We start from the raw sequence: 13,070 nt of genomic DNA on the forward strand, positions 1-13,070 counted from the left end.
ATATCTCCACCATCGAGACTTCAAGAAATCATCTTCTCTAGGAAGCTAACCCCTTTTTCACCTGCTCCGGCATTATCGGTAACCGCATTGGCCGCCTTCCGCAGGCGCGGGCCACGGCGTTGGCGATCGCTGCGGCAGGCCCCACCGTGGGAACCTCTCCAATGCCCTTGGCGCCGAATGGCCCTTCCGGCGTCGGGCTTTCAATGAAAAGCGTCTCCATGTCCGGCATGTCCACGGTTCGGGGAATCCTATAGGCTGACCATTTATTGGTCACATTCGGTTTGAATTCCTCCTTCAAGGCAAATCCCAGCCCTTGGACGGCTCCGCCTTCTACCTGTCCCTCTAGCGTCAGGGGATTGATGATTCTCCCCACATCATGCGCCAACACCAATTTTACAACCTTGACAACACCACTTGCCGTATCAACCTCCACTTGGGCCAAGACCGACGCGAAAGCATAAGCCAAGTGGGGGCTTCCTTTCCCGCTCTTGTCGATTGGCATTGTGTCTGGCATGAAGAATCCGGAAAACTCCCTGGATAAACCCTTCTCCAGCAGCACACGATGGCATCGGCGAAGTCTACCGGCATATGCCTCTGTATCATCCTCATAGAAACCGGTTACTTCCAGCGCTTTTTTCATTGCAAGAGCAGCCTCTTGCACGGCTCTCCCCGAAGCAAGGGTTTGACGACTTGCTTCGGTCGGTCCTGCGGAAGGGGTAATATCCGTATCCGGCGTCACAACGACAAAGCAATGCCCCGGAACCTGTAACGTTTCCGCGGCAATCTGGGCCAGGGTGGAAAATACACCTTGTCCGAGATCCGCAGCACCGACCAGCAACTCTATAGCCCCCTCGGCATTAAGCCGCATGATCACCCGAGAGGGATTCCGCCATCCTGCTTCACCGATGCCGAAGAAAATACATGCCAGGCCCGTTCCGCGCCTGATACCGTCGGTGGTACAGTTAGACTGTTTCGCTGACCAGGCCAGGGCCTCTTTGTAATAGGGCTCAAGGGCAAGCAGGGTTTCCCGAGCACCGACGCTCTCCCTGAGAATCTGGCCGGTAATCGTGGTTGAACCGGGTTTAAACAGGTTCTTCAGGCGGAATTCGAAAGGGTCCAAGCCCAGCTTTTCCGCAAGTAGATCCATTTGGGATTCCACAGCGAAGGCCACCTGAGGGGCGCCAAAACCACGCATCGCCCCAGCAGGGGTTGTATTGGTGTAAACACAGGCTCCCTCGACCGATACATGTGGTACATCATAGGGACCGGTGGCATGGATAAGGGCTCTTTCGAGTACCGCTTTGCCGTAAGAAGCGTAAGCACCGGTGTTCGCGACCATATCGACCTCAATGGCCGACAATTTACCTTCGGCTGTTGCTCCGGTACGAAAGCGGATTTCGAAGGGATGCCGTTTCTCCGTACACATCATCGATTCCGCCGCCGTGTAAACCAGTTTGGCCGGTCTTGATAATTTGCAGACGGCGAGGGCCAGGAGCGACGCGATCTGGTGATTCAACTTTCCGCCGAAACTGCCGCCCGTCGGGGCCTGAATGATTCGAATTCGTTCACATGGTATGCCCAAGGCCTCCGCCACTTGTTCCTGATTCTCATGGGGATTTTGTGTCGCCAGGCGAATGACGATTTTTCCGCCCTCATCCGGCCAGGCAACGCCGGCCTCCGGCTCGATATAAGCATGATCGTTGAAAGGGGTTTCATAGAAATTATCCACCACCTCTGCCGATTCCGCAAAGCCCCGGGCAATATCTCCCATCTCGCTTTTCAGGTGAAAGAGCAGATGCGTCCCTCCGTGAACTTTCGGACCTTTCGGGTTTGTTGCTCCCGCCGTGCTGGAAACCACTTCCAGATCATCATAGGCGATCTCTACCCGTTGTACAGCCTTGGCGGCAACCTCAAGCGATTCGGCCGCCACCAGGGCAACGGCGTCTCCGATAAAACGCACCCGATCCTCAACCAGCACTGGCTGATCTCGCTGGATCGGACCAATTCGGTTGGTCCCCCCTATGTCTTGCGCCGTCAGGATAGCGATAACCCCGGGAACGGCCGCAGCCGCTTTCGTTTCGATCTTCCGGATCATGGCATGAGGTTTCCCACTCCGGACCACTTTCAAATGAAGGCAGTCATCAGGCATGAGATCCGCAGCAAATTGAGTCAATCCAAGGGCTTTTTCCCAGATCCCCATGGGGACCACGGGAATGCCGATATGTCCCGTCATATCCAGGTTTGGCGGATCCACAGAAGAAAACGAAGCGCTGTAGCGATCCCCTTCCGGGTGCATCCTGCCCCGAACGGTCAATCCGCTGCTTTCCTCGGACGATGCCTTTCTTGCGGCGGCAAGTAAAACCGCCTCCACTATTTTCTTGTACCCCGTACAACGGCACAGATGGGGAGCAAGAGCGCCAATCACCTCTGTGCGGCTTGGCAGGGGAATTCTGTCCAGTAGGGCTTTCGATCCAACAATCATACCCGGCGTGCAAAAACCGCACTGGATGGCACCTTTTTCGACAAATGCCCGTTGCAGGGGGTGCGGAGAGTTCACAGACCCGATGCCTTCGATCGTTTCAATCTCCCGTTCCGCAACCCGCTCCATTGAGGTTACACAAGCTTTGACCGGTTGGCCGTCGAGCAAGACGGCACAGGAACCGCAAACCCCTTCACCACAACCCTCTTTCGTACCGGTCAAACCCAAGTGATTCCGCAGGAAATCTATCAGCCTCGTATCGGGCTGACCCGTAAATTCAACGGATTTTCCGTTCACTTTGAAGCCAATGCCATGATTCATCTTGCCTTCACCTCCGACAAATCAACCGTCAATCACAGTCCGCTTGTAATTTCCGGACAGCGAGGACGAAAGGGAAACGCAGTCTAATCCCAGAAATTTGCCGTCTTGCCTTCCTCCACTTCTTCCGGTTTGCAAGGGTACACTTTACACAACAGTGCTCTTAGGGGCCAGCCGCCATTGATGGGGTTACAACTGTCGGGAGCGTCGTCAGTCAAGATATTGATGTTCGATTTCCAAACACCATGAAGATAAGGCTCCTCTCCCGGGTCCTCGGGGTACCACCATCCATGCTGGGCGTGCACGACATCGGGGTGGAGGCTCGTGTCGTACTCCGCTATCTGACGACAGCGGCCCCGGGGAGATTCAATCCAGACCCATTGGCCGTTTTCAATGTCCAGCGCCTTGGCCGTTTCCGGGTGAATCTCCATTTTTGGCCAGGGATAGCGCTTCCGGTGCCTTGCTATCTGGCGGTGTTCCGCGTTATAGTAGGGCAGGAAGCGTCCCCCCGTTGTGAGAATGAACGGATATTCCTTTGCCAATTCGGGCGTGCTGATCGGGCTTTCCAGGGGTTCCCGAAAAAGGGGGAGCGGATCGTAGCCCATCTTTTCCAGAACCGTCGAGTATAGCTCGACCTTTCCCGTCGGAGTTCCAAATCCTTTTTCTTCATAGCGTTTGAAACCACCCTTCCCCGCGGCGAAACCTCCTTTGGCCATAAATTCTTTGAAGGTGACACGTGAAGGTTTGAGCCGGTAATCATAGACCTGTTCCATGTCTTCCCAGGGCCAGTATTCAGCCTGTCCCAGTCGATCCCCCAGTCCTTTCCAGAATTTATAATCGGACCAGCGTTCATATTGGCCAGGGACCACGGCGGGCATAGCCTGTTCGCTGCCGATAATCATGGCGTAGGCCCAGATCCAGGGTCGTTCGAGGTAGGTCGCCCCCGGCAAAACATAGTCCGCCAGTTGAGCGCTGGGCGTCATGAAAAAATCAAGCACCACATAAAGATCGAGACTTTTCAGGGCCTCATAGACGATTTTACTGTTTCCGTAAGTCACAAGGGGGTTGCTCGATACAGTCAAGATCGCTTTAAGCGGATACGGTTTCCCCGTAATGGCGGCACGATAAAATGTCGGGGCGTGCGCGAAGGCCTGGAACTGGCTGGAGCGATTCAAACTCACGTCGCCCCATACACGGGGCATCGCCTCTTGGGTCAGAAGAAAACCTTCCTGACTCATAATTTTGAAGCGGTCCGCTCCCAACTGTTTTTTCCTCTGTTCCGGCGAGAGCTTGTCGATGAGTTCAATTTCCTGTTCATGGACGATGTCTGGATATGCTGTCGGGAAAATATCACCGCCTTTGACATCAAGATTTCCGGTGATGGTCCGCAGAGCAAAGACGGCATGCAGGGTTTCCATGGAGTTGACCGAGTGCTCGATCCCTAGACCATGAGTCATAGCCGACGGCTTGGAGGTTGCGTATAATTCCGCTGCTTGACCAATTTTGTCCGCCGGTACCCATGTGATTTCCGCAGCTTTTTCCAATGTAAAGGGCTCGACCCGCTCGCGCAATTCCTCAAACCCATGGCACCACTTTGACACAAATTCCTTATCGTACAGGCCTTCCCTGATGATGTGGCGAATCATGGCCAAGGCCAGGGCACAATCTGTTCCGGGACGAACCTGTAGCCATAGGTCTGCGTGCCGGGTCGTGTCAACACCCCGGGGATCGATGACAATCAGCTTCATGCCGCGCTTGCGTGCTTTGATAATATTTTTCCAGAGGGCGTTCCAGTACCGAGGTCCACCGCCGCCCCACATCAGGGTGCACTGGGTTTCCTTTTGCACCACCGGAAATAGTTTCCAGCCAAACATGGCGTACATTAAGGCAAGATACTCGCCATAGCAAACCTCGGCCTGCCCGACGATGTTGGGACTGCCCAGCAGATTGAAAAAACGGCTCCGGAACTCATCGGATGTACGGCCGGTACCGCAAGTCGTCCCGATGCATTCGGGGCCGTATTGGTCGATCAGGGATTTCATTTTCCCGGCGATTTCATCCATCGCCTGCTCCCAGGAAATCTGCATCCATTTATTTTCGCCTCGTGCACCCGCCCGCTTGAGGGGATAGTTCAAACGATCCTTGTGGTAAAAATAATCGGTAATGGCATTAGCCCGGGGACAACCGCTCACAATGGTAGAAAATAGTTCTCCTTTGGGAAAATCCAGATCCGGGCCGACACGGATCAGCCGGCCGTCTTCAATTTCCACTGCCACACGGCAGGCGGAATGGCACTGGATGCACACCGCTTTTTTAATTTCTTTCATGGTATCCCTCCTTGGTCAATTCTGATGAAATCAGCAGAGATTTTTCTATTGAGGGGGTACGACACGACCCCGATCCGGATCCTGATCGTTGGCCGCATCCTGCTAAAAGTTGGACAAAAGATAAAAATCATACTCCCCCAAGAAACAAATATCACAAGATCCATGCCAGATGGGCAGCCTGCAACATATATTTAATTCATATTAAATTCATAATGTTAGAAGTGTCAAAGCCGGATGCTTATTATTTTGACAAAATAAAAACATGATATGTCGTGTATTCTACGATATATCGTGTAAATCGCCCCGCCGGGAAATGCCGAGCTTTTTCATCTTTGAGTCCAGGGTAGAGGGGTTGACCCCCAGAATCTCGGCGGCACCCCGCTTCCCCCGGACGCGTCCACCCGTTTGAGCGAGTATATCAATGATATGCTGTCGTTCAACGTCCGCCAATCTGGTAATAAGCGGAGTATATTTATCCGGCGTGTTTCTGGGTAACTCGACCTGCAATGTGCCATGCCGGGACAAAATCATGGCCCGCTCAATAACATTACGAAGTTCCCGAACATTCCCCGGCCAGAAATAGGCTTGCAATGCTTTCATGGTTTTTCTGCCAATGGTTTCAATGCGTTTGGCCATTGATTTTTCAAATTCCCTGACGAATCCCCATACAAACAGGGGAACATCCTCCCGACGCTCCCGCAGTGGCGGTACATTGATAGGAAAAACATTCAGGCGGTAAAAGAGATCCTCCCGGAAACGGCCGGCCGCAACCTCTTCAGACAGGTTCCTGTTCGTTGCGGCGATAATACGCACATCCACCCGGATCGTCCCCGGGTTGCCCAGCCGTTGGAACTCCCCGTCTTGCAGCACCCGCAAAAGTTTTGCCTGCAAAGCCGGGGGCAGTTCGCTGATCTCGTCCAGAAAGAGGGTGGAATCTGCGGCGATCTCGAAACGGCCTATCTGGCGGGAGAATGCGTGCGTAAACGCCCCCTTCTCGTGACCGAAGAGTTCGCTTTCCATAAGTGTTGCCGGTATGGCGGCGCAGTTTATTTTTACCATGGACTTTCCCTTGCGGGGGCTCAACCGGTGAATCGCTCGGGCCAACAGTTCTTTGCCCGTACCGGTTTCGCCCATCAACAGCACGGTTGAGGATGTTTCCGCCACCCGTTCCACCTGGTTCAATGTTTTTTTAATGGCTGCGCTGCGGCCGATGATTTCCTTGTGCTCATAGCGCAGGTCAATTTCCTCACGCAGATAGACATTTTCCGATTCAATCCTTTCCTTGAGTTGCTCGATGGCGGACAGAGCCTCACGCAGAGAGGCTTCTGTCCTTTTGCGTTCCGTCACATCCCGGACGATGGCCAACACATGCTTCCGCTCGTTGAAATTAAATTCGGTTCCCCGGATTTCGATATAAAACTCACTGCCGTCTTTGCGGACATCTTTGGATTCCGCCGCAAACATTCCCTGTTTTTTTGTTTCCTTCCGAAAAACTTCGAACAGATAATGGTAGTCGCGGTGCATGATGTCTTCCCGGGAAAGGGAGATCATTTCATCGTGGGAATAACCGTACATCCGGCAGGCCTGAGGGTTTGCTTCAATGATGCGGCCTTTTTTGTCGAAGATCAAAAGTCCGTCCATGGCTGAATCAAATATTTTCCGGTACTGACTCTCCTTGCTCAACAGGGCCTTTTCCATCTGGCGGCAGCGGAGGGCCTTTTGTTCCAGTACCGCATTCTTTGCGGCCAGTTCTTCGTAAGTCGGTTTTCTGTTCATTTCATATCCCGCAGGCGTTTCTGTAAACACACATGGCCGTCACCATGATGGAATTCAACTCACAGGGGTCCATCCCGGCACCGAAAGCTTTACATCGATCGCCGGCCAGGCGCTTCAGCCATCTCTCCAAAATTTGGCTGCGGGCGCCGTTATGGACACAGACGAACAAAATTTTTCCCCTCACGCGCTTTCCTTCCGTCATAAATAAAGCTCCTACAAAACTTATAGCATGAATCATGAGAAATATCATTGCCCTGCAGACCTGCCCCCATACTCTTTTCGCTGGATTATTTGCTTGACAGTTACGCGGAAAGGGTTTTTATATATTCCTATATTAGAATATAGGAGGACAAAGATGGTCGAATTTATCAGGGTTATGAAAGCTCTGTCCGATCCGAACCGCATCAAGGTACTCAAGCTGCTTCAGCATCGCGTCATGTGCGTATGTGAACTTCAGGCGGCTCTCGAAATCGCCCAGTCAACTGTGTCAAAACACTTGAAGATACTGGAGAATGCCGGTCTTGTATCCTGCGAAAAAGACGGACTTTGGGTCAATTACGCTCCAGGGAACGGCAGCCGGAGCCCTTATGCGGCCACCCTTTTGGGTAATCTTCGCCACTGGCTTGCGGATGACCCGGATATAAAAAAGCTCGATGCCGTGGTGCCGCTGTTGAACCGTGAAGTGCTCTGCGGGAAATAGCAACCCCATATATCGTCGAATAAGAATATATTAAGGGGGTTTTCAACAGATGAAGGAATGGACAAAACTGGGGATCATCATCGCGGTATTCCTGAGTGCCTATTATATTCCTCTGAATCACCCAACGGTTCGCCAGGCGGGCCTTGAAGCGTTTCTGATGCTTCAGGATTACGCCCGTCTCCATGTCCTGACCTGCCTTGTCCCGGCCTTCTTCATTGCCGGGGCCATTTCCGTATTCGTTTCTCAGGCGTCGGTACTCAAATATTTCGGGGCCCAAGCGAATAAAACACTTTCTTACTCTGTTGCCTCCGTTTCCGGAACAATCCTGGCCGTCTGCTCCTGTACGGTGCTGCCGCTTTTTGCCGGAATTTATACACGCGGTGCGGGCATCGGGCCAGCAACAGCGTTTCTTTATTCAGGTCCTGCCATTAATGTTCTGGCCATAATCCTCACCGGCCGGGTTCTCGGGTGGGAAATGGGTGCCGCCCGTGCCGTCGGCGCGGTTTCCTTTGCCGTAATAACCGGTCTGTTGATGGCCCTGATCTTCCGCAAGGATGACTCTGACCGTACCAACGGCCCGCTTGTCCTCCCTGCAGAAGAAGACCGATCCCGTCGGCTCTGGCAGGACATCGTTTATATGTTGACCATGGTCCTGATCCTGATCTTCGCCGCCTGGGCCAGACCGGCACCCGGTACGGCGGGCCTCTGGCCGTTCATTTTTTCCACCAAATGGTATATCGTTATTGTTTTATTCATTATTCTGGGCGTGATTCTTAAATCATGGTTCAGTCGGGAAGAGTTGAAAAGCTGGGTGGACACCACTTGGTGGTTTATGAAGCAGATTTTTCCCCTCCTCGTCGGCGGCGTCCTGGTCGCGGGCTTTCTCCTGGGGCGTCCCGGTTATTCCGCCCTGATTCCGGAAACCTACATTCAGGGACTGGTCGGCGGCAATTCCCTCTGGGCGAATCTCTTCGCCTCCGTTGCCGGGGCGTTCATGTATTTCGCCACCCTGACGGAAGTCCCGATTCTGCAGGGGCTGATCGGAACCGGCATGGGAAAGGGGCCGGCGCTGGCTCTCCTTTTGGCTGGACCGGCCCTGTCACTCCCCAGCGTGATCGTGATCGGCAGCGTCATGGGAGTGAAAAAGACAATGGTTTTCTGTTGTATCATCATTCTCCTGTCCGCCCTGGCGGGCATGATATTCGGATGGATGATGGGTTAATTCTTTGAATATCGGGTAACAGGAAAAAGGAGGAATATTATGGATATCAAAATTTTAGGAACCGGTTGCGCCAAGTGTGAACAGGCGGAGAAGCTGGTGAAGGAAGTCCTCTGTGAAACCGGTGTCGAAGCCCAGGTGGAAAAGGTGGTCGATGTAAAAAGTATCGCCGAATACGGAGTCATGTTGACCCCAGCGGTGGTCGTGGACGGAGAGGTCAAGATTGTCGGCAAGATCCCCAAAAAGGAAGAGATCAAGGGCTGGCTGGACAAATAACAAACCGAACAGAATTGCAAAGGAGGCGTGATGTCGAAAAAAATTGGGGAAAAACTTTCCTTTCTGGATCGGTATCTGACCCTGTGGATTTTTTTGGCCATGTTCGTCGGCGTCATGTGGGGTTATTTGTATCCCGGCATCCGGGATGTCATCAGTCTCTTCCAAGTCTATACGACCAATATCCCCATTGCCATCGGCTTGATTCTCATGATGTACCCGCCCTTGGCCAAGGTCAAATACGAAAAACTGGGGGAGGTTTTCAAAAATGGCCGAGTTCTGATTTTATCCCTCGTTCAGAACTGGGTGATCGGCCCCATTCTGATGTTTCTTTTGGCCATCATTTTTCTTTCGGGATATTACCACTATATGGTGGGTTTGATCCTCATCGGCCTGGCCCGGTGCATCGCCATGGTCATCGTCTGGAACGACCTGGCCGAGGGAGACCGGGAATACTGTGCGGGTCTCGTGGCCTTCAATTCGATTTTTCAGATTCTGTTTTTCTCGTTCTATGCCTGGCTTTTCATCACCATACTGCCAACCTGGATCGGGATGGAGGGCGCCGTTGTCGATGTATCCATGACCCAGATTGCCAAAAGCGTTTTCATTTATCTGGGAATACCCTTCGTCGCCGGAATGATTACCCGTTTCGTCTGCCTGAAAACCAAAGGCGTCGCCTGGTATGAAAAAGAGTTCCTCCCGAAGATCAGTCCGATCACCCTGATCGCCCTGCTCTTCACCATTCTGGTCATGTTCTCCCTGAAGGGCGATTACATTGTCGAACTGCCCCTTGATGTGGTCCGGATCGCGATACCCCTGTGCATTTATTTCGTGATCATGTTCTTTGTCTCCTTCTATCTGTCCATGAAGGCGGGAGCGACCTATGAACAGTCGACAACCCTGAGTTTCACGGCAGCCTCAAATAACTTCGAACTCGCCATCGCCGTCTCTATTGCCGTCTTCGGTCTGAATTCCCGGGAGGCCTTTGCCTGCGTCGTCGGGCCCCTTGTGGAGGTCCCGGTGCTGATCAGTCTTGTAAACGTATCCCTCTGGTTCAAAAGGAAATATTTTCCCTACGCCAAGGAAACACCGACGGGGGTATGCCACGTGACATGCCGGAACTGAAGGCATATCCAATTGACAATTGGGAAAAAGAAGAGACGCCTCTCGTATGTGCCGTCCTTGAGGAAATATTTATGGGAGAAAGTTCTGAGCGCTTTTGATCCGGAGCCGACGGGTTTTACGAAGCCGTCATAATGTGGATAAACGCATCGTCCAGATTCGCATCAGGACGCGTCGGACAGGCACCGCGGACAATTTCTTCCGGTGTTCCAGACGCCACAATTCCGCCGGCGTCAATCATGACAATCCGGTGACAATGCAGGGCGTCATCCATATAATGGGTGGTCACAAAAATAGTCATGCCCCCGCCAGCCAGGTTAACGATGAATTCCCAGAAGGCTTGCCGGGTCACAGGGTCCACGCCCGATGTCGGCTCATCCAGAAACAGAATCTCCGGTTTATGGAGCAAGGCACAGCCCAGAGCGAGTCTCTGGTGCAATCCCGGGGGCAGTTCCCGGGTCAGCCGGTCCCCGAATCCTTCCAACCGCGTCATTTCCGTAATCCAGCGGATGCGCTCTTTCCAGAGGTTCTCGGGAACGCTGTACACCCCCAGATAAAAACGGAGATTCTCGAAAGGCGTCAGGTCTTCGTAAAGGGAAAACCTCTGAGACATGTAACCTATAGACCGTTTGATTTTCTCTGGTTCGGTTTGAATATCATGGCCGGCGACGGTTCCCCCACCCGACGTGGGTCGGAGAATACCGCAAAGCATACGGATTGTCGTCGATTTTCCCGATCCGTTGGAACCGAGAAAACCAAATATTTCTCCTCGTTTCACGGAGAAAGAAATCTTGTCCACGGCAACGAACGAACCGAACTGTTTTTTCAGGTTCATCACCTGGATGATGTCAGATGCTGAAAATACCATATTCGAGTTTCCCGTCCGTTTCCATGATCAGCCCTTTGATCGCCGCCTCCAAACTTGGAGCGTCATTTTTTATTTCACGGGGAGGCGCGGATACCAGCAGTTTTGATCTGTGCATCAACCCCAAATGCTGGCACCGTTCCCCTTCATCCATATAGGCTGTCGAAACCAGAATGGTCAAGCCACGATCGCGCATCTCATACAGCATCTCCCAGAATTCACGACGTGAAACGGGGTCGACACCATTGGTCGGCTCATCCAGCACCAGAAGGCGCGGTTCATGGACAAGGACACAGGCCAAACCCAGTTTCTGTTTCATACCCCCGGAAAGGTTCCCCGCATAACGGTCCATAAAAGGCAGCAATCGGGTAAATCCGAGATAACGCTCTTTACGATCAGCCCTCTCTTTGCCGATGATGCCATAGACATCGAGGAAAAAATCCATATTCTCCTCGACGGTCAGGTCCTGGTAGAGAGCAAATCGCTGGGGCATATAGCCCAGCAAGCGCTTGGCCCGATCCCTTTCGGAGGAGACATCGAACCCGCCGACGGTAATGTTCCCCTCTCGGGGGGTCAGCATCAGGGCGATCATCCTCAGCAGCGTCGTTTTGCCCGCCCCATCGGAACCGACAAGACCCCAGATCGTTCCTTCGGGAACAGAAAGGCTGACATTCTCAACCGCTACAACAGGGCCGAAGGAAAACGATACACGGTCCACGATTACGTAAGGCTGGTCAACGGCAGGATCCATAACATTAGCGAACATCACCAAGCAACGTTTGAAATCATTTTGGGGAAACATCCCTCCACGTCATGAACTACTTCAGCCAGGCGTCTGCTGGCATAGCGGATTTCAACTCCATGTCCGGGTTGGGAATCGACACCTTGACCAAATATACAAGTTTCACCCGTTCCTTGTGGGTCTGAATCATCTTAGGTGTAAATTCAGCTTCAGGAGAAATATAGGCCACAGTCCCCTGATAGATTCGATCCGGAAAGGTATCTACCCGCACGTCAACCATCTGACCCGGCTTGACCTGGCCGATTTCCGTCTCACCCACAAAGATCTTCAAATCAATGACGGAAAGGTCCGCCAGGGTCATCACCTCCTGGGCAGGCGTAACCACCTCCCCCGGCTCCACATTCCGGCTGGTAATGATCCCGTCGACCGACGCTTTCAACTGCCGGTAGGCAAGCTGTATCTCAGCCTGGCGCCAGGCCGCCCGGGCGGAAATCACTTGAGCCTTTGCCCCCTGAACCTCGGCCTGTATGGCTTCAATTCTTTCCATCCGGCTGCCCTCTTTAGCAAGGTCATAAGACTCGATATTGCGTTCATAATCGTGCAGGGCCACATCGTAACGCAATTGGGCCGCATCCCATTCTTTCTCGGAAACAACACCGTCCTCGAAAAGTCGCCGGTATTTCTGCATGTTCTTTCGGGCCTCTTCCATAACCGCTTTCGCCGACAGAAATGCCTGGCGGGCCCTTTCGATATCCTGGGGACGATTACCGGTCCTGATCTCTTTCATCTGGGCGGACAGTGTTCTTAAGGCAGCCTGAGCACGCTCGTAATTTGCCCGGGCCTGATCATGCCGGGCCTGCAATTCCTGAGGCTCCAACTCTGCGAGCAGCTCCCCGGCGGACACGGCGTGTCCTTCATCCGCAAGAACCTGCAAGACCTTGCCAGACACCTGAAAGGACAGACGATACTGGGTAGCCTCAATCGTTCCTGAATAATATAGCTCGTGCGTCCGCCCCTTCCATTGGCCGAAATAAACCACTCCAGCGACCAGAAGCACAAGGAGCGAGAAAACGACGATGATTATGATCTGTTTTTTCAAACCAGCCCCTCGTTTCGTCTGAAGGGGTACAACATTTCAGACGGCATGGTTCCCCGTTGCGTGCGTGAACGTTTTGCTCCGCCCTATCAGCAAACATTTGAAGTGATTCGCCTGTCAGGATGATCACGCGTGATGGCGCACTCCAAGGCG

General features: G+C 53.0%; 11 protein-coding genes. 4 read left to right on the forward strand and 7 right to left on the reverse strand.

Translation table 11 applies throughout. The annotated features are described in order from the left end of the window. Positions 1-37: 37 nt before the first annotated feature. The 4 genes from GX147_01620 to GX147_01635 form a co-directional block, all read right to left on the reverse strand. Positions 38-2,800, reverse strand: a complete 2,763-nt coding sequence (locus GX147_01620; GenBank protein NLN59407.1) for a molybdopterin-dependent oxidoreductase — start codon at positions 2,798-2,800, stop codon at positions 38-40. An 83-nt stretch (positions 2,801-2,883) separates the two neighbouring features. Beyond that, on the reverse strand, positions 2,884-5,124 hold the full coding sequence (locus GX147_01625; GenBank protein NLN59408.1) for a molybdopterin-dependent oxidoreductase: 2,241 nt from the start codon (positions 5,122-5,124) through the stop codon (positions 2,884-2,886). A 279-nt stretch (positions 5,125-5,403) separates the two neighbouring features. Beyond that, positions 5,404-6,900: a sigma 54-interacting transcriptional regulator gene (locus GX147_01630; GenBank protein ID NLN59409.1), complete on the reverse strand. Its 1,497-nt coding sequence runs from the start codon at positions 6,898-6,900 to the stop codon at positions 5,404-5,406. 1 nt (position 6,901) lies between these two features. After that, positions 6,902-7,102, reverse strand: coding sequence for a hypothetical protein (locus GX147_01635; protein NLN59410.1), 201 nt, complete (start codon positions 7,100-7,102; stop codon positions 6,902-6,904). Positions 7,103-7,255: 153 nt separating this feature from the next. Between GX147_01635 and GX147_01640 the strand changes: the two genes are divergently transcribed. From GX147_01640 to arsB, 4 genes are read left to right on the forward strand one after another with little or no spacing between them, the layout of a single operon-like run. Then, the gene (locus tag GX147_01640; protein NLN59411.1) at positions 7,256-7,600 is read left to right on the forward strand and encodes a winged helix-turn-helix transcriptional regulator; all 345 of its coding nucleotides are present in this window, start codon (positions 7,256-7,258) and stop codon (positions 7,598-7,600) included. A 49-nt stretch (positions 7,601-7,649) separates the two neighbouring features. Then, on the forward strand, positions 7,650-8,822 hold the full coding sequence (locus GX147_01645) for a permease (GenBank protein ID NLN59412.1): 1,173 nt from the start codon (positions 7,650-7,652) through the stop codon (positions 8,820-8,822). 39 nt (positions 8,823-8,861) lie between these two features. After that, a complete protein-coding gene (locus tag GX147_01650) occupies positions 8,862-9,095 on the forward strand; it encodes a thioredoxin family protein (protein NLN59413.1) in 234 nt (77 codons plus the stop codon). 30 nt (positions 9,096-9,125) lie between these two features. Continuing rightward, positions 9,126-10,217, forward strand: coding sequence for an ACR3 family arsenite efflux transporter (gene arsB / locus GX147_01655; protein ID NLN59414.1), 1,092 nt, complete (start codon positions 9,126-9,128; stop codon positions 10,215-10,217). A 115-nt stretch (positions 10,218-10,332) separates the two neighbouring features. On the opposite strand, the gene GX147_01660 is transcribed toward arsB, so the two are convergent. The 3 genes from GX147_01660 to GX147_01670 are packed head-to-tail and all read right to left on the reverse strand — an operon-like array spanning position 10,333 to position 12,920. Next, positions 10,333-11,082, reverse strand: coding sequence for an ABC transporter ATP-binding protein (locus GX147_01660; protein ID NLN59415.1), 750 nt, complete (start codon positions 11,080-11,082; stop codon positions 10,333-10,335). Beyond that, positions 11,063-11,845, reverse strand: coding sequence for an ABC transporter ATP-binding protein (locus GX147_01665; protein ID NLN59416.1), 783 nt, complete (start codon positions 11,843-11,845; stop codon positions 11,063-11,065). Before GX147_01665 ends, GX147_01660 begins: the two co-directional genes overlap by 20 nt. 52 nt (positions 11,846-11,897) lie before the next feature. Then, positions 11,898-12,920: an HlyD family efflux transporter periplasmic adaptor subunit gene (locus tag GX147_01670; GenBank protein ID NLN59417.1), complete on the reverse strand. Its 1,023-nt coding sequence runs from the start codon at positions 12,918-12,920 to the stop codon at positions 11,898-11,900. Positions 12,921-13,070 lie beyond the last annotated feature (150 nt).

It is taken from the genome of Deltaproteobacteria bacterium, from assembly GCA_012522415.1.
In the GTDB taxonomy this organism is placed as follows: Bacteria; Desulfobacterota; Syntrophia; order Syntrophales; family JAAYKM01; genus JAAYKM01.